The organism is Pelagibacterium lacus, from assembly GCF_003345525.1.
GTDB lineage: Bacteria > Pseudomonadota > Alphaproteobacteria > Rhizobiales > Devosiaceae > Pelagibacterium > Pelagibacterium lacus.
In genome coordinates this window covers 86,929-104,266 of sequence record NZ_QQNH01000005.1, presented here as the reverse complement: position 1 = coordinate 104,266, position 17,338 = coordinate 86,929, and the positions used below count along the sequence as shown (strand labels likewise).

Below are 17,338 nucleotides of genomic sequence, written 5' to 3'. Positions count from 1 at the left end.
CCCTCGCCATTCTCCCGCCCGGCGGCCCCTGCGGCCTTCGGGCGTTCCTTTCTGCCGAACACCAAAAAGGTTCGATTTCGCGATGAACATTCACGAATACCAGGCCAAGCAGCTCTTGAAGGGCTATGGCGCTCCGGTGGCCGAAGGCGTCGCCATTCTCACCGCCGACGAGGCGGAGGCCGCGGCCAAGTCGCTGCCCGGCCCGCTCTATGTGGTCAAGTCCCAGATCCATGCCGGCGGGCGCGGCAAGGGCAAGTTCAAGGAGCTGGGTCCCGACGGCAAGGGCGGCGTGCGGCTGGCCCGCTCGATCGACGAGGCCGTCGCCCATGCGCGCGAAATGCTCGGCAACACGCTGGTCACCGCGCAGACCGGCCCGGCCGGCAAGCAGGTCAACCGCCTCTATATCGAGGACGGCGCCGATATCGCCCGCGAGCTCTATTGCTCGCTGCTGGTCGACCGCTCGGTGGGCCGGGTGGCCTTCGTCGTTTCCACCGAAGGCGGCATGGATATCGAGCAGGTCGCCCATGATACGCCGGAAAAGATCGTCACCGTGGCCATCGATCCCGAAGCCGGGGTGACCGACGCCGATGTGGCCGCCATTGCCGCCGCGCTGAAACTCGAGGGCGCCGCCGCCGAGGACGCCAAGGCGCTGTTCCCGGCGCTCTACCGGGCCTTTGTCGAAAAGGACATGAGTCTCCTCGAGATCAACCCGCTGATCGTCATGGAGAACGGCCGGCTGCGGGTGCTCGACGCCAAGGTGTCGTTCGACGGCAATGCGCTGTTCCGCCATCCCGACATCGTCGAGTTGCGCGACGAGAGCGAGGAGGATTCCAAGGAGATCGAAGCCTCGAAATGGGACCTCGCCTATGTGGCGCTGGACGGCAATATCGGCTGCATGGTCAATGGCGCCGGCCTCGCCATGGCGACCATGGACATCATCAAGCTCTACGGCAAGGAGCCGGCCAATTTCTGTGACGTGGGCGGCGGAGCCTCGAAGGAAAAGGTCGCCGCGGCGTTCAAGATCATCACCGCCGACCCAAGGGTCGAGGGCATTCTGGTCAACATCTTCGGCGGCATCATGAAATGCGACGTGATCGCCGAGGGCGTCGTCGCCGCGGTGAAGGAAGTGGGGCTCGAGGTCCCGCTGGTCGTGCGTCTCGAAGGCACCAATGTGGAGCTGGGCAAGAAGATTCTCAACGAATCCGGCCTTGCCATCACCGCCGCCGACGACCTCGACGACGCCGCCCAGAAGATCGTCGCCGCCGTCGCCTGAGCGGGGCCACCAGAGGATTAAGCACAAGACATGTCCATTCTCGTAGACAAAACCACCAAGATCCTCGTGCAGGGTCTCACCGGCAAGACCGGCACCTTCCACACCGAACAGGCGCTGGCCTATTACGGCACGCAGATGGTCGGCGGCATCCATCCCAAGAAGGGCGGGGAGACCTGGACCGGCGCGGGCGGGGAAAGCCTGCCGATCTTCGCCTCGGTGGCCGAAGGCAAGGAACGCACCGGGGCCGACGCCTCGGTGATCTATGTGCCCCCGGCCGGGGCCGCCGACGCCATCATCGAGGCCATCGACGCCGGCATCGGGCTGATCACCTGCATCACCGAGGGCATCCCGGTGTCCGACATGGTGCGGGTCAAGGCCCGGCTCGAACGCTCCAAATCGCGCCTGCTCGGCCCCAACTGCCCGGGCGTGCTCACCCCGGAAGAGTGCAAGATCGGCATCATGCCGGGCTCGATTTTCCGCAAGGGCTCGGTGGGCATCGTGTCGCGCTCGGGCACGCTCACCTATGAGGCGGTGTTCCAGACCACCAATGAGGGGCTGGGCCAGACCACCGCGGTGGGTATTGGCGGCGATCCGGTCAAGGGCACCGAATTCATCGACGTTTTGGAGATGTTCCTCGCCGACGACGCCACCCAGTCGATCATCATGATCGGCGAGATCGGCGGCGCGGCGGAAGAGGACGCCGCCCAGTTCCTCATCGACGAGGCCAGGAAGGGCCGCAAGAAGCCCATGGCCGGCTTCATCGCCGGGCGCACTGCCCCTGCGGGCCGCACCATGGGCCATGCGGGCGCCGTGGTGTCGGGCGGCAAGGGCGACGCGGAGTCCAAGATCGCCGCCATGGAGGCGGCCGGCATCGTGGTCTCGCCCTCGCCGGCCCGGCTGGGCACCACGCTGGTCGAGGTTTTGAAAGGCTAGGAGTGTTTCCAGCAAAAGTGGGTACCACTTTTGCGGTTCGGAAACGCGACCAAAGAAAAAGGGCTAACCCCGCGCTACGAACACCGGCCGGGCCTGCTTAGAGTGAGGTCAGGAAAAGTTGCAGACTTTTCCGGTTCGATCTCACGATAAGGCCCGGTTAACCAAATCGAGAGGCGGAAACGCCATAGTTCGACCGAATTTGGCGGCCCATACCGGGCCGGTCGAACATCAGGGACAAACAAGGGGGAGCGGTCCCCCGAACCGAGAGCGACATGGCACGACAGGATCAGAACGAGGCGTTCCTCCTCACCTCCTTCCTTTACGGCGGCAATGCCGATTACATCGACGCGTTGTATGCACGCTACCAGGCCGATCCCAAAAGCGTCGATCCGAGCTGGGCCGAGTTCTTCGACAATCTCTCCGATACCCCCGAAACGGTGCGGCAGAACGCCGAGGGCCCCAGCTGGCAGCGCCGCGACTGGCCGCGCTCGGCCAATGGCGAGCTGGTGTCGGCGCTCGACGGCAATTGGGGCGAGATCGCCGTCAAGGCCCAGAAGGCGGTGACCGAAAAGGCAGAGGCCGAGGGCGAGACCCTGTCGTCCCATGACGTCATGCAGGCGACCCGCGATTCCATCCACGCCATCATGATGATCCGCGCCTATCGCATGCGCGGGCACCTGCATGCCAATCTCGATCCGCTCGGGCTCGAAAACCGCGAGGAAGCCCCCGAGCTCGATCCGATCGCCTATGGCTTTTCCGAAGCCGATTACGGGCGCCAGATCTTCATCGACAATTATCTCGGGCTGGAATTCGCCACCATCCCGCAAATGCTCGAAATCCTCAACCGCACCTATTGCGGCACGCTGGGCATCGAGTTCATGCACATCTCCGATCCCGAGGCCAAAGCCTGGATTCAGGAGCGCATCGAGGGCCCGGACAAGGAGATCAGCTTCACCCCGGAGGGCAAGCGCGCCATCCTCAACAAGCTGGTCGAGGCCGAGGGTTTCGAGAAATATCTCGACGTCAAATATACCGGCACCAAGCGCTTCGGCCTTGATGGCGGGGAATCGCTGATCCCGGCGCTCGAGCAGATCATCAAGCGCGGCGGGGCGCTGGGGGTCAAGGACATCGTGCTCGGCATGGCCCATCGCGGCCGCCTCAACGTGCTGACCCAGGTCATGGGCAAGCCGCACCGCGCCCTGTTCCACGAGTTCAAGGGCGGCGCCTTCTATCCCGATGACGTGGAAGGCTCGGGCGACGTCAAATATCACCTGGGCGCCTCCTCGGACCGCGAGTTCGACGGCAACAAGGTGCATCTCTCGCTCACCGCCAACCCCTCGCACCTCGAAATCGTCAACCCGGTGGTGCTGGGCAAGGCGCGCGCCAAGCAGGACCAGCTCTCGGCGGTCGACGGGCGCTTCGTCGCCGATACGCGCGACACCGACCGCTCGGCGGTGCTGCCGCTGCTGCTGCACGGGGATGCCGCCTTTGCCGGGCAGGGGGTCGTCGCCGAATGTTTCGGGCTTTCCGGGCTCAAGGGGCACCGCACCGGCGGGTCGATCCATTTCGTCATCAACAACCAGATCGGCTTCACCACCTCGCCGCATTTCTCGCGCTCCTCGCCCTATCCCACCGATGTCGCCAAGATGATCGAGGCGCCGGTGTTCCACTGCAATGGCGACGATCCCGAGGCGGTGGTCTATGCCGCCAAGATCGCCACCGAGTTCCGCCAGAAATTCGGGCGCCCGGTGGTCATCGACATGTTCTGCTACCGCCGCTTCGGCCACAATGAAGGCGACGAGCCCAGCTTCACCCAGCCGCTGATGTACAAGGCGATCCGCTCGCACAAATCGACGCTGGACATCTATGGCGCCAAGCTCATCGAGGAGGGCATCCTCAGCGCCGATGAGCTCGACACCCTCAAGGCCGATTGGCGCGCCACGCTGGAGATCGAGTTCGAATCCGGCCAGGACTACCGTCCCAACAAGGCCGACTGGCTCGACGGCGCCTGGAAGAACATCAAGCTGGCCGAGGTCGACGGGCCGCGCCGCGGCATCACCGGCGTGCCGGTCGAGCGACTCGAAGCGCTGGGCGAACGGCTGACCGCGGTGCCCGAGGGCTTTGCCGTCCATCGCACCGTGCAGCGTTTCATGGACAACCGCCGCAAGATCATCACCTCGGGCGAGGGCGTCGACTGGGCCACCGCCGAGGCGCTGGCCTTCGCCGCCCTGCTCGACGAGGGCCATCCGGTGCGGCTTTCGGGCCAGGACGTGGAGCGCGGCACCTTCAGCCAGCGCCATACGGTGCTCTACGACCAGGAGGCCGAGGCCACCTTCACCCCGCTCAACAATCTCAGCGACGGACAGGCCCGCTACGAGGTCATCAACTCCATGCTGAGCGAGGAGGCGGTGCTCGGCTTCGAATATGGCTACTCGCTGGCCGAGCCCAGCGCGCTCACCATCTGGGAGGCCCAGTTCGGCGATTTCGTCAACGGCGCGCAGGTGGTGATCGACCAGTTCATCTCCTCGGGCGAGCGCAAATGGCTGCGCATGTCCGGCCTCGTCATGCTGCTGCCGCATGGCTATGAGGGGCAGGGCCCCGAGCATTCCTCGGCCCGTCCGGAGCGCTTCCTGCAATTGTGCGCCGAGGACAACATGCAGGTGCTCAACTGCACCACCCCGGCCAATTACTTCCACGCCCTGCGGCGGCAGATGAAGCGCGACTTCCGCAAGCCGCTGGTCATCATGACGCCCAAATCGCTGCTGCGCCACAAGCGGGCGGTGTCCGGGCTCAACGAGATGGGGGCCGACACCTTCTTCCATCGCCTGCTCTGGGACGATGCGGAAGCGCCGGGCATGCCCAAGACCGACATCAACCTGGCCGGCGACGACAAGATCCGCCGTGTGGTGATCTGCACCGGCAAGGTCTATTATGACCTTCTGGAAGATCGCGAGAAGCGCGGGGTCAACGACGTCTATCTCATGCGGCTCGAACAGCTCTACCCGTTCCCGGCCAAGGCGCTGATCGACGAGTTGAGCCGGTTCCAGAACGCCGATGTGGTCTGGTGCCAGGAAGAGCCCAAGAATATGGGCGCGTGGTCCTTCGTTCAGCCCTATATCGAATGGGTGCTCGAGCAGATGGGCCGTCCGGGCGACCGGCCGCGCTATGTGGGCCGGCCGGCCTCGGCCTCGACCGCCACCGGGCTGATGCGCACCCATGTGGCGCAATTGCAGGCCTTCCTCGACGAGGCCTTCGCCTGACCGCAACCGAATTGATGCTCCGGCCCCTCGTGGCCGGACGATGACGAGCACAAGCAAGGATACCAGAGATGTCCACCGAAGTCCGCGTCCCCACCCTGGGCGAAAGCGTCACCGAAGCCACCATCGGCCAGTGGTTCAAGAAGGCCGGCGACAGCGTCTCCGCCGATGAGCCGATCGTCGAATTGGAAACCGACAAGGTCACCATCGAGGTGCCCGCCCCGGTTTCGGGCGTTCTCGAAGCCATCTCGGTCAATGAGGGCGATACTGTCGAGGTCGGCGCGCTGATCGCGGTGATCGCGGCCGGCGCCGCCGGGGCCAAGGCCGAGGAGGCCCCCAGGCCGCAGGCCGCCCAGCCGGCCCCGACCAGCCATCAGGAGGAAATGGCCGTTGAGGCGGCCGCCGCCAGGGCTCGCGCCGACAAGGCTGGCGTTTCCACCATGCCCCCCGCCCCCTCGGCCGCCAAGATGATGGCCGAAAAGGGCATCGAGCCTGCGTCCGTCGAGGGCTCGGGCAAGCGCGGCCAGGTCCTCAAGGAGGATGTGCTCAAGGCCATCGATACCGGCTCGGCCCCGGCCGCTTTGGCTGCGGCGCCCGCCGCCCCGGCGCAGGTCCGGGCGCCCTCCAGCGCGGAGGACGGCTCGCGCGAGGAGCGGGTCAAGATGACCCGGCTGCGCCAGACCATCGCCCGGCGGTTGAAGGATGCCCAGAACACCGCCGCCATGCTCACCACCTTCAACGAGGTGGACATGAAGCCGGTGATGGACCTGCGCAGCGCCTATAAGGACCTGTTCGAGAAAAAGCACGGCGTCAAGCTCGGCTTCATGGGCTTTTTCACCAAGGCCGTGGTGCATGCGCTCAAGGAAGTCCCGGCGGTCAATGCCGAGGTCGACGGCACCGACATCATCTACAAGAACTTCGCCCATATCGGGGTGGCGGTGGGCACCGAAAAGGGCCTCGTCGTTCCCGTGGTGCGCGATGCCGACCAGATGACCATCGCCGAGATCGAAAAGGACGTGGCCCGGCTCGGCAAGGCGGCGCGCGATGGCGCGCTTTCCATGGCCGACATGCAGGGCGGCACCTTCACCATCTCCAATGGCGGGGTCTATGGCTCGCTGATGAGCACCCCCATTCTCAACGCGCCCCAGTCGGGCATTCTGGGCATGCACAAGATCCAGGAGCGCCCCGTGGTGGTCAATGGGCAGGTCGTCGTCCGCCCGATGATGTATCTGGCGCTCAGCTATGATCACCGCATCGTCGACGGCAAGGAAGCGGTCACCTTCCTCGTCCGCGTCAAGGAGAGTCTGGAAGATCCCCAGCGTCTGGTGCTCGATCTGTAGTGGGAATGCGCATTGTCAGGGCGCTTGGCGCCGCATGACTGACCTCAAGGCCGCTTTTTTGACCAATGTTCGCCGCGGCCGGATGGAGTGGAAATGAGCTTCGAACTGTGGATGATCGCCGCCTCCGTGCTGGTTCTGTTCGCCCAGATCGGCATCCAGTCCATCCTGCTCAACCGGGAATACGGGCCGGAGTACAACACCGGTCCGCGCGACGAGAACAAGCCATTGACCGGCAAGGCCGGGCGGGCAAAGCGTATGCTTTCCAACTACTTGGAGACCTATCCCGCCTTTGTCGCCCTGGCGCTGGCGGTGGTGGTTTCCGACGGTTCGGACGGGCTGACGCAGGCGGGTGCCGGGCTCTATATCCTTGCCCGCATCGCCTATATCCCGCTCTATATCCAAGGCGTTCCCCGCTGGCGCTCGGCGGCGTTCGCCTTGGGGAGCCTGGGGCTGCTCGCCATGCTGATCGGGCTCGTCATCTGACGTAAGCATTTGATTTCAAAGGAATGATTTAATGGCCGAACGCTTCGATCTCACCGTTATCGGAACAGGGCCGGGGGGCTATGTCTGCGCCATTCGCGCCGCCCAGCTGGGCATGAAAGTCGCCGTGGTCGAGAAGTGGCCGAGCTTTGGCGGCACCTGCCTCAATATCGGCTGCATCCCCTCCAAGGCCCTGCTGCACGCCTCGGAAATGTTCGAGGAAGCCGGGCACACTCTGCCCCAGCTCGGGGTCGAGGTCGGGACCCCGACGCTCAACCTTTCGGCCATGATGGCCCATAAGGACGACACCGTGGCGTCCAATACCGGCGGCATCGAATATCTCTTCAAAAAGAACAAGATAACTGCCTTCAGGGGCACTGGCGCCATCCTCGGGCAGGGCCGGGTCAAGGTGGCCGGCGAGGCGGGCGAGACCGAGATCGAGACCACCAATATCGTCATTGCCACGGGCTCGGTTTCGGCCGGTCTGCCCGGCATCGAGATCGATGAGGAGCGGGTCGTCACCTCGACCGGCGCGCTCAAGCTCGATAAGGTTCCCGCCAATCTCCTGGTGATCGGCGCCGGGGTGATCGGGCTCGAGCTGGGCTCGGTCTGGGCGCGGCTCGGGGCGCGGGTGACGGTGGTCGAATTCCTCGACCGCATCCTGCCCGGCATGGATCTCGATGTTGCCAAACAGTTCCAGAGAATGCTGCAAAAGCAAGGGTTTGACTTCAAGCTCGGCACCAAGGTCACCGATATCGAAAAGACCGAGAACGGGCTGGTCGCCACCCTCGAGCCGGCGGCGGGCGGGGAGGTTTCCCTGCTCGAAACCGACGTGGCGCTGGTCGCCATCGGCCGGGTTCCCTTCACCGAGGGGCTGGGGCTCGATGAGGCCGGCATCGCCCGCGACCCGCGCGGCCGCGTGGTCACCGACGCGCGGTACAAGACCAATATCGACGGCATCTACGCCATAGGCGACGTGATCGCCGGCCCCATGCTGGCCCACAAGGCCGAGGATGAGGGCGTCGCGGTGGCCGAAATCCTCGCCGGACAGGCCGGTCACGTCAATTACGGCGTCATCCCCGGGGTCGTCTACACCAGCCCCGAAGTGGCCTCGGTGGGCAAGACCGAGGAAGAGCTCAAGGCCGAGGGCATTGCCTATAAGGCGGCGAAATTTCCCTTTACCGCCAATGGCCGGGCCAAGGCGATGCTGGCCAGCCAGGGCTTCGTCAAGATCCTCGCCGACAAGGAAACCGACCGGGTCCTGGGCTGCCATATCGTGGGCAAGGGCGCCGGCGAGATGATCCACGAGGCCGCGGTGCTGATGGAGTTCGGCGGCTCGGCCGAGGATCTCGCCCGGACCTGCCACGCCCATCCCACCATGAGCGAAGCGGTGCGCGAGGCGGCAATGGGGCTCGGCGACGGGTCGATCCACATCTGACCCGACATAGTCCTCGCATTGCATGAAAAAGGGCCGCATCCGGCGAGGATGCGGCCCTTCTGGTTCATATCCCCCGGAAATCAGGGATTATAGGTTACCGTCTCGGCGTCATAGGCGGCGCGGCAATCGGTGGCGTCGGCCATCATGTTGGCGTCACGCAGTTCCATCGCTCCGCCACGCCCTTGGAAGCGCGGATCGTCGCAGATGCCGTCAAAGGCGTTGGCGCTGGAATCATCGCCGAAATTGATGCGGAAATCGCCCGAATTGGCTGAGGAATCGCCCAGTTCCACCGTGCCGTTCTGGTAGGCGGTGGAGCAGTCGGTGGCGTCGGCCATTTCGTGGTCGTCGAGAGCGACGCCGACGCCGGTGCCGACAAAGCGCGGATCGTCGCACTCGCCATCATTGGACCAGGAGCCGGAATCATCGCCGAAATCGATGCCGTCGATGACGATGGGATAGGACCCGCTGCCGCCGCCGGAATAGGTCACTTCACCGGCCTCATAGGCGGCGCGGCAGTCGCTGGCGTCGGCGAATTCGTGGCTTTGCAGGGCGCCGCCGAAGCGCGGGTCGTCGCATTCGCCGTCATTGGCCCAGGTGCCGGAATCGTCGCCGAAATCGATATCTCCGGGGGCGGTTGCCGCGCTGCCGGCATCGCCGGAATAGGTGACTTCGCCGGCCTCGTAGGCGGCGCGGCAATCGCTGGCATCGGCGCCTTCATGGCTGGCCAGCCCGCCGCCGAAGCGCGGGTCGTCGCATTCGCCGTCATTGGCCCACAGGCCGGAATCGTCGCCGAAATCGATTTCGGCATTCTCCTCGACACCGGCGGCGGGGGCGACGGTCGCGCCCGATGTGGCGTCGGGCGCTTTGAGGGTGATGTCACCGGCCTCGAAGGCCGCCTGGCAGTCGGTCGCGTCGTGCATCTCGTCGACCGGGCTCAGAAAGGCCGCCGCGCCCGGCCCCTCGAAGCGTGGGTCGTCGCATTGCCCGTCATTGGCCCAGGTGCTGGCATCGTCGCCGAAGTCGATGTCCTGGGCCTGCGCTGGCGCGGCGAGCGCCAGCGAAAGCGCCAGCGCGGTACTGGCCAGCCACAATCCGGTTTTAGTCATGGATCTCGTCCCTTTTTCAGTATGCGATCTTTTCGCGCTTACCCGGCTGTCTTGTCAGTCGAGTGAACAGTAAAATTCCACAAAACACCAGAGCGGTTCCGACGCCATGCAGCGGCGTGAACGGCTCGCCCAGCACGATGATGGCCAGCACGATGGTGACCAGCGGCGAAATATTGCCGAAAACCGCCGTTCGCTCGGCGCCCAGCGTGCCGATCGCCGTCGAGATGGCAAAGGCGGGCGCGACCGTGGCGGCAAAGGCGAGGCCGGCCAGGATGAGGATGGCTTCTCCGTCCACCGCGAGGCTGGCGAGGGGTCGGGTCAGGGCAAAATGGGCCAGGACCAGGAGGCCGGCCGCGGACATGGCGATGGCGGTGAATAGCCGGGCCCCGAGCCGGTCGATCAGCGGCTTGGCGTAAAGCTGGTAGAGCGCATAGGCCAGCGCGCTGCCCAGGGCGAGCAGGGTTCCGGCCAGCACGCCATGGCCCTCGATGGCCAGATCCTGGGCGAAGATGGCGGCGATGCCGAGATAGGCGAGCCCCGCCGCTCCCATGGCCGGCAGCGACAGGTGGCGCCGGAACAGGATGGCGCCCAAGACGAGGACCATGAAGGGATAGGTGAGCAATACCAGCCGGTTGAGCTGCGCGGTGATTCGGTCGAGGCTGAGGAAATCGAGGAAGCTGGCGCAATAATAGCCCAGAACGCCGATCGCCGCTGCCCCGAGGATGGCGGGGAGGGGAACCGGCTGGCCGGCATGGCGGCCCTTGCCGCGCCGGCGGTCGCGATAGGCCAGCACACCGACAAAGGCGAAGACCGGCACGGCGAGCAGCATGCGCCAGGCCAGCATGGTCAGGGCATCCAAGCCGTGGGCCAGTCCCAGTTTGACGAAAATGCCCTTGCTGGCGAACAGGGCGGCCCCCAGGGCGGCAAGGCCCAGGCCGACCCATTGTTCCCGGTCGGAAGTGGCATTGGAAGGAAGGGCAAGTGGCGTGCGCATGATGCGCGCACACTATATCCGCTCCGCGGCCAACGCCATCGCTCAATTGGAGCCAGTTGCTAGCGCCGGGGATGGGCCGCGCGATAGGCGTCGAGCAGGCGCTCGGAATCGATATGAGTATAGATCTGGGTGGTCGAGAGCGAGGCGTGTCCCAAAAGGTCCTGGATAGCCCGCAGGTCGCCGCCTTTGGCCAGAAGATGGGTGGCGAAGGAATGGCGCAGGGCGTGCGGCGTGGCCGAGGCGGGAAGGCCAAGGGCACGCCGCAGTTTTTCGATCCGCGACTGGATGAGGCGCGGGTTGAGCGGCCCGCCCTTGATGCCCCTGAACATCGGCTCGTCGGCCGCAAGAGCATGGGGGCAGAGTTTCAGATAATCCTCGATGGCGGCGCGGACTGGGGCGATCAGCGGCACCAGCCGCACCTTGTTGCCCTTGCCGGTGATCCTCAGGGAGGCCGAATCGAGGTCTGACCGGGTGAGGGCCAGCGCTTCGGAAATCCGCAGCCCTGCGCCATAGCACAGCGCGACCACCGCCGCGTCGCGGGCCGCGACCCAGGGCCGGTCCTCATCTTCCAGTATATGCGGAATCACCGCCTTGGCCTGCAGCGGCGTCAGGGGCTTGGGGAGGGTGCGCGGCAGCCTGGGCGTGCGGATCACCGAAAGGGCTTCCAGCGCCAGGACATCGTTGCGCTCGAGATGGGTGAAGAAGGATTTGATGCCCGAAAGGCTGCGCGCCAGGGTCCGCGACCCGGCCTGCCGCCGGCGCCGGTCGGCGAGGAAGGCGCGCAGATCGGCCGGGCGCAGACTCCTGAGATCGTCGAGGGTCACCGGGCCGCCCATATGGCGGGCGAGGAAGGCCATGAACTGGTCGAGATCGCGTCCATAGGCCTCGAAGGTTCTGGGCGACAGCCGGCGGGCGGTTTCGAGTTCGCGGCGCCAATCGGTGATATGGGCGCGCAAGGGGGCGGCAATGGCAAATCCGGTATCGGTCATGAAGGGGAGTCTAACGCGGGAAGGTTAGCAAGCCGACAAGAAGAGGCTGGCCGAATCGAAGAACTCGCCTATGGTGCGCTGGTTTGGTCCCTATTCGTTCCTGTGCATGACCTCACTCGGCCCCATCGTCGCTGTCATGGTTTCCGTCGCCGTGGACGGGCCCTATTCCTATCGGGTGCCCGAGGGAATGGCGGTGTCGCGCGGCGCGATCGTCGTGGTGCCCCTCGGGCCCCGGCCCACCCTGGGGGTGGTCTGGGGCGAGCCCAGGGACAATTTCGCCCATAACCGGTTGAAAGACATTGCCCATGTCTTCGACGTGCCGCCGCTGTCCGAGGAGCTGTTGCGGACCATCGACTGGGTGGCGCGCTACACGCTGGCCCAGCCGGGCATGGTGTTGCGCGGCGCGCTGCGCAGCCGCGAGGCGCTCGATCCGCCGCGCCCGATCATTGCGTACAAGCGCGGCGGTCCCGAACCCGAGCGCATGACGGAGGCGCGGGCGCGGGTGCTTTCGGTGATGGAGGACGGCTACCCCTGGGCGCGGCCGGCCCTTGTCGGCGCCTCGGGCGTCTCGAACGCGGTGATCGACGGGCTGGTCAAGGCCGGCACGCTGGTGCAGGTCGAAATGCCGGCGCCGCCACCGGTCCTGCCGCCGGAGCCCGATTTCGCGCCGGCGGTGCTGTCGGACGGGCAGCAGGCGGCGCTCGACCATATTCGCGCCCATGACACTGGCGGGTTTTCGGTCGCCCTGCTCGATGGGGTCACCGGGTCGGGCAAGACCGAAGTGTTCTTCGAGGCGGTGGCCGATTGCCTGCGCCAGGGGCGGCAGGTGGGCATCATCCTGCCGGAGATCGCCCTCACCCACACCTTTCTGGACCGCTTCGAGAAGCGCTTCGGGCATCGGGCCGCCGAATGGCATTCGGAAATGACCCCGGTGCAGCGGGCCCGGGTGTGGCGCGGCGTGCTGACCGGCGAGGTTCGCGCAGTGATCGGGGCCCGCTCGGCCCTGTTCCTGCCTTTCCGCGAACTGGGCCTGCTGGTCCTCGACGAGGAGCATGACGGCGCCTTCAAGCAGGCCGACCGGGTCAATTATCACGGCCGCGACATGGCCGTGGTGCGGGCCTCGCTGGCCGGCGCGCGGGTGATCCTCTCCTCGGCCACCCCCTCGGTCGAATCGCGCAATAATGCCGATACCGGGCGCTACGCCCATATCAGGCTCGAAAGCCGGTTCGCCGACGCGGCACTGCCCGACATAACGGCGCTCGACATGCGCACCGAGGGGCCGGAGAAGGGGGAATGGATCGCGCCGCGCCTGGCGCGGGCGGTGTTCGATGCGCTCGATCGCGGCGAGCAGGCGCTGTTGTTCCTCAACCGGCGGGGCTATGCGCCGCTGACCCTGTGCCGGGCCTGCGGACATCAATATCAATGCCCCGAATGTTCGACCTGGCTGGTCGAGCACCGGTTTCGCGGCGTGCTCATGTGCCATCATTGCGGCCATGAGGAACGGGCCCCCGAGGTGTGCGGTGCCTGCGGCGCGACCGATTCGCTGGTGGCGGTGGGGCCGGGCATCGAGCGGATCGCCGAGGAGGTGGCGACGCGCTTTCCCGGCGCCCGGCCCGTGGTCCTCTCGTCGGACATGGGCTCCATGCGCCAGATCCGCGACCGCTTCGCCGAGATCGCCCGCGGCGAATATGACATCATCATCGGCACGCAATTGGTGGCCAAGGGCCACCACTTCGAAAAGCTCAGCCTCGTGGGGGTGATCGACGCCGATCTGGGACTGGCGCATGGGGACCCGCGCGCCGCGGAAAAGACCTTCCAGGTGCTCACGCAGGTGACCGGAAGGGCCGGCCGGGAATCGCGGTCGGGCAAGGCCTATCTCCAGACCTACCATCCCGACCATGCGGTGATGCGCGCCATGATCACCGGGGATCGCGAGGGCTTCTATGCCCATGAGCTGGCGGTGCGCCGGCAGGGCGGCCTGCCCCCGTTCGGGCGGCTGGCAGCGCTGATCGTTTCGGGCAATGAGCATGGCGAGACCATGGGTTTCGCGCGCGCCCTTATGGCGGCGGCGCCCCTCGCCGAAGGGGTGCGGCGCTTCGGGCCGGCCGATGCGCCGGTGGCCATGGTGCGGGGGCGGCACCGCATCCGTATCCTGGTCCAAAGTCCTAAGGAGTTCGACCTCTCGGGCTATGTCCGGTTCTGGCTCGACACCGGGCCTTCGGCCAGCGGCAATCTCAGGGTTCAGGTCGATATCGATCCGATGAGTTTTTACTGATCCGGGCGGCGTGTCCGCCCGTGTGACGAATGCGACATTTGCGACGCCCCAATTTGGCCGTGATGCGCTTGCGTGGCTGGTTTGGCCGTGGTAAGGCCACCCCGGAAATTGTGGGCAGCCCGATCTGCGGCCGCCTGTCCGATCCGACTAAGTTGAAATCAAAACATGCCGCCGCGCCGGTCTATCGGCGATGACGACGATAAAGGGCGGGGCAAGCAGCGGGGTTCAAAGGCTTGAGCGCAACACGATCCGTTCTGTTCCAGATCGCGCGTCCCTATGCGTCGGCGCTGTTCGAGCTGGCGCAGGAAACCAATGCCGTCGAAGCGACGGAGAAGGACCTCGACGCCATTGCCGCGCTGGTCGAATCCTCGGACGATTTCTCCCGGTTTCTCGTCAGTCCCACCATAACGACCGATGCCAAGAGCGCGGCGCTCAACGCCATTCTCGAAAAGGCCCGGCCCTCGGAGCTGGTGGGCAATACGCTCAAGCTCGTGGCGCAGAACGGCCGGCTGTTCGCGCTGACGGCGATCATCGCCGAATACAAGCGCCGCGCCGCCGAGGCGCGCAACGAAGTGAGCGCGGAAGTGGTGTCCGCCGCCCCGTTGACCGATGCCCAGGAAAAGGAACTTGCCCGGGTCCTCAAGGACAAGATCGGCAAGGATGTTTCTTTGATTAAGCGTGTCGATGAAAGCCTGATCGGTGGCCTCGTGGTCAAGGTCGGAAGCCAGATGATCGATACCTCCCTCAAGACAAAACTTTCGGCCATGAAGATCGCCATGAAAGGGGTCAGCTAATGGATATCAAGGCTGCGGAAATTTCCGCGATCCTCAAAGACCAGATCAAGGATTTCGGCAAGGAAGCGCAGGTTTCCGAAGTCGGTCAGGTTCTCTCGGTCGGTGACGGCATCGCCCGCGTGTTCGGTCTGGACAAGGTGCAGGCCGGCGAACTCGTCGAATTCCCCGGCGGGATCAAGGGCATGGCCCTCAACCTGGAAGCCGACAATGTCGGCGTCGTGATCTTCGGGTCCGACCGCGACATCAAGGAAGGCGACACCGTCAAGCGCACCGGCTCGATCGTCGACACCCCGGTCGGCAAAGGCCTTCTGGGCCGCGTCGTCGACGGGCTGGGCAATCCGATCGACGGCAAGGGCCCGATCGAATACACTGAGCGCCGCCGGGTGGACGTCAAGGCGCCGGGCATCCTGCCGCGCAAGTCCGTGCATGAGCCCATGTCGACCGGCCTCAAGGCCATCGACGCGCTCATCCCCATCGGCCGCGGCCAGCGCGAACTGGTGATCGGCGACCGCCAGACCGGCAAGACCGCGATCATTCTGGACACCTTCCTCAACCAGAAGCCCGCGCATCAGGAAAACCGCGAGAACGACAAGCTCTATTGCGTCTATGTCGCGGTTGGCCAGAAGCGTTCAACCGTCGCCCAGTTCGTCAAGATGCTGGAAGACAATGGCGCGCTGGAATATTCCATCGTCGTCGCCGCGACCGCGTCCGACCCCGCGCCGATGCAGTTCCTCGCGCCCTTCACCGGCTGCGCCATCGGCGAATATTTCCGCGACAACGGCATGCATGCCGTGATCGCCTATGACGACCTGTCCAAGCAGGCCGTGGCCTATCGCCAGATGAGCCTGCTGCTGCGTCGTCCTCCCGGACGTGAAGCCTATCCGGGCGACGTGTTCTATCTTCACAGCCGCCTGCTCGAGCGCGCCGCCAAGATGAACGACAGCCACGGGGCCGGTTCGCTCACCGCGCTGCCGGTCGTCGAGACCCAGGCGAACGACCTTTCGGCCTATATCCCGACCAACGTGATCTCGATCACCGACGGCCAGATCTTCCTTGAGACCAACCTCTTCTTCCAGGGCATCCGTCCGGCGGTGAACGTCGGCCTGTCGGTGTCGCGCGTGGGCTCGGCGGCCCAGGTCAAGGCGATGAAGCAGGTGGCCGGTTCGATCAAGGGCGAGCTGTCGCAATATCGCGAAATGGCGGCGTTCGCCCAGTTCGGTTCGGACCTCGACGCGGCCACCCAGCGCCTGCTCAATCGCGGCGCCCGGCTGACCGAGCTCTTGAAGCAGCCGCAGTTCTCGCCGCTCAAGACCGAGGAACAGGTCGCGGTGATCTATGCGGGCGTCAATGGCTATCTCGACGATCTGCCGGTGCGCGGCGTGCAGCCCTTCGAGAAGGCGCTGCTGTCGAGCCTGCGGTCCAAGCATGCCGATATCCTGGGCGACATCGCCAAGGAGAAGGCGCTCTCGGACGGCATCAGGGATCGCCTGAAGTCGGCGCTTGACGAGTTCAAGAAGACCTACACCGCCTAAGTCCGGCACCCCGGCTGACAAGGAGCCTTCGGCGCAATGCCCTCTTTGAAAGACCTCAAAAACCGGATCAACTCGGTCAAGTCGACCCAGAAGATCACCAAGGCCATGCAGATGGTCGCGGCGGCCAAGCTCCGCCGCGCCCAGGATGCCGCCGAATCGGCCCGCCCCTATGCCGAGCGCATGGAAAAGGTGCTGGCCGGCCTCGGTGCCGCCTATGAGGGCCGTCCCGACGCCCCGGCCCTTCTGGCCGGCACCGGCAAGGATCAGACGCACCTCCTCGTGGTGGCGACCGGCGAGCGTGGCCTGGCCGGCGGGTTCAACTCCTCGATCGCGCGCCTGGCGCGCGATCACGCCCAGAAGCTTCTGGGCGCGGGCAAGACCGTCAAGATCCTCACCGTCGGCAAGAAGGGTGCGGATATCCTCAAGCGCGGTTTCGCCAAGAACATCGTCGAGCAGGTTTCCCTGCGCGACGTGAAGCAACTCGGCTATGGCACGGCCCAGGAACTGGGCGAAAAGATCCTCGCCATGTATGCGGCCGGCGAATTCGACGTGGCGACGCTCTATTACAATCGCTTCCAGTCGGTGGTGAGCCAGATCCCGACCGCGCAGCAGCTCGTTCCCGCCAAGTTCGAGAAGGGCGAAAGCGAGGAGATCAAGTCCGGCTCGGCGATCTATGACTATGAGCCCGACGAGGAAGCCATCCTCGAAGACCTGCTGCCGCGCAATGTGAGCGTGCAGATCTTCCGCGCGCTGCTCGAGAACAACGCCTCGTTCTTCGGCGCGCAGATGTCGGCAATGGACAATGCGACCCGCAATGCTGGTGAGATGATCAACAAGCTGACGCTCAGCTACAACCGCCAGCGTCAGGCCCAGATCACCAAGGAACTGATCGAAATCATTTCGGGCGCCGAAGCGCTCTAGACGTAA

General features: G+C 65.3%; 13 protein-coding genes. 10 read left to right on the top strand and 3 right to left on the bottom strand.

The genetic code is table 11. The features are described from left to right. Window positions 1-82: 82 nt before the first annotated feature. From sucC to lpdA, 6 genes are all read left to right on the top strand, one after another. On the top strand, window positions 83-1,273 hold the full coding sequence (sucC, locus tag DVH29_RS05495) for an ADP-forming succinate--CoA ligase subunit beta (RefSeq protein ID WP_114645157.1): 1,191 nt from the start codon (window positions 83-85) through the stop codon (window positions 1,271-1,273). A 30-nt stretch (window positions 1,274-1,303) separates the two neighbouring features. Beyond that, window positions 1,304-2,206: a succinate--CoA ligase subunit alpha gene (sucD, locus tag DVH29_RS05490; protein WP_114645156.1), complete on the top strand. Its 903-nt coding sequence runs from the start codon at window positions 1,304-1,306 to the stop codon at window positions 2,204-2,206. A 272-nt stretch (window positions 2,207-2,478) separates the two neighbouring features. Then, window positions 2,479-5,466: a 2-oxoglutarate dehydrogenase E1 component gene (locus DVH29_RS05485; protein ID WP_114645155.1), complete on the top strand. Its 2,988-nt coding sequence runs from the start codon at window positions 2,479-2,481 to the stop codon at window positions 5,464-5,466. A gap of 68 nt (window positions 5,467-5,534) precedes the next feature. Next, entirely contained in the window at window positions 5,535-6,803 is a 1,269-nt protein-coding gene (odhB, locus tag DVH29_RS05480; protein ID WP_114645154.1) for a 2-oxoglutarate dehydrogenase complex dihydrolipoyllysine-residue succinyltransferase, read from the top strand. Window positions 6,804-6,896: 93 nt separating this feature from the next. Further along, complete coding sequence (locus DVH29_RS05475; RefSeq protein ID WP_114645153.1) at window positions 6,897-7,286, top strand: MAPEG family protein; 390 nt, start codon at window positions 6,897-6,899, stop codon at window positions 7,284-7,286. A 31-nt stretch (window positions 7,287-7,317) separates the two neighbouring features. Continuing rightward, a complete protein-coding gene (lpdA, locus tag DVH29_RS05470) occupies window positions 7,318-8,721 on the top strand; it encodes a dihydrolipoyl dehydrogenase (protein WP_114645152.1) in 1,404 nt (467 codons plus the stop codon). 80 nt (window positions 8,722-8,801) lie between these two features. Here the strand turns inward: lpdA and DVH29_RS16490 are convergent, their stop codons facing one another. Genes DVH29_RS16490 through DVH29_RS05455 form a run of 3 tightly spaced genes read right to left on the bottom strand, consistent with a single transcriptional unit; the run spans window position 8,802 to window position 11,810 of the window. Next, complete coding sequence (locus tag DVH29_RS16490; protein WP_114645151.1) at window positions 8,802-9,827, bottom strand: hypothetical protein; 1,026 nt, start codon at window positions 9,825-9,827, stop codon at window positions 8,802-8,804. 16 nt (window positions 9,828-9,843) lie between these two features. Then, window positions 9,844-10,821: a DMT family transporter gene (locus tag DVH29_RS05460; RefSeq protein ID WP_114645150.1), complete on the bottom strand. Its 978-nt coding sequence runs from the start codon at window positions 10,819-10,821 to the stop codon at window positions 9,844-9,846. Between the two features lie 59 nt (window positions 10,822-10,880). Then, complete coding sequence (locus DVH29_RS05455) at window positions 10,881-11,810, bottom strand: tyrosine recombinase XerC (RefSeq protein WP_114645149.1); 930 nt, start codon at window positions 11,808-11,810, stop codon at window positions 10,881-10,883. Window positions 11,811-11,880: 70 nt separating this feature from the next. On the opposite strand from DVH29_RS05455, the gene DVH29_RS05450 reads away from it, so the two are divergent. The 4 genes from DVH29_RS05450 to DVH29_RS05435 all read left to right on the top strand — a co-directional run bounded on the left by DVH29_RS05450 (window position 11,881) and on the right by DVH29_RS05435 (window position 17,332). After that, window positions 11,881-14,085: a primosomal protein N' gene (locus tag DVH29_RS05450; RefSeq protein ID WP_245944890.1), complete on the top strand. Its 2,205-nt coding sequence runs from the start codon at window positions 11,881-11,883 to the stop codon at window positions 14,083-14,085. A 233-nt stretch (window positions 14,086-14,318) separates the two neighbouring features. Then, window positions 14,319-14,879 carry a F0F1 ATP synthase subunit delta gene (locus DVH29_RS05445; protein ID WP_114645148.1) on the top strand — a complete coding sequence of 187 codons (561 nt, stop codon included), beginning with the start codon at window positions 14,319-14,321 and terminating at the stop codon, window positions 14,877-14,879. Continuing rightward, a complete protein-coding gene (gene atpA, locus DVH29_RS05440) occupies window positions 14,879-16,411 on the top strand; it encodes a F0F1 ATP synthase subunit alpha (protein ID WP_114645147.1) in 1,533 nt (510 codons plus the stop codon). The genes DVH29_RS05445 and atpA overlap by 1 nt, the downstream gene beginning before the upstream one ends. A gap of 36 nt (window positions 16,412-16,447) precedes the next feature. Continuing rightward, on the top strand, window positions 16,448-17,332 hold the full coding sequence (locus tag DVH29_RS05435) for a F0F1 ATP synthase subunit gamma (RefSeq protein WP_114645146.1): 885 nt from the start codon (window positions 16,448-16,450) through the stop codon (window positions 17,330-17,332). The last annotated feature ends 6 nt before the right edge of the window (window positions 17,333-17,338 follow it).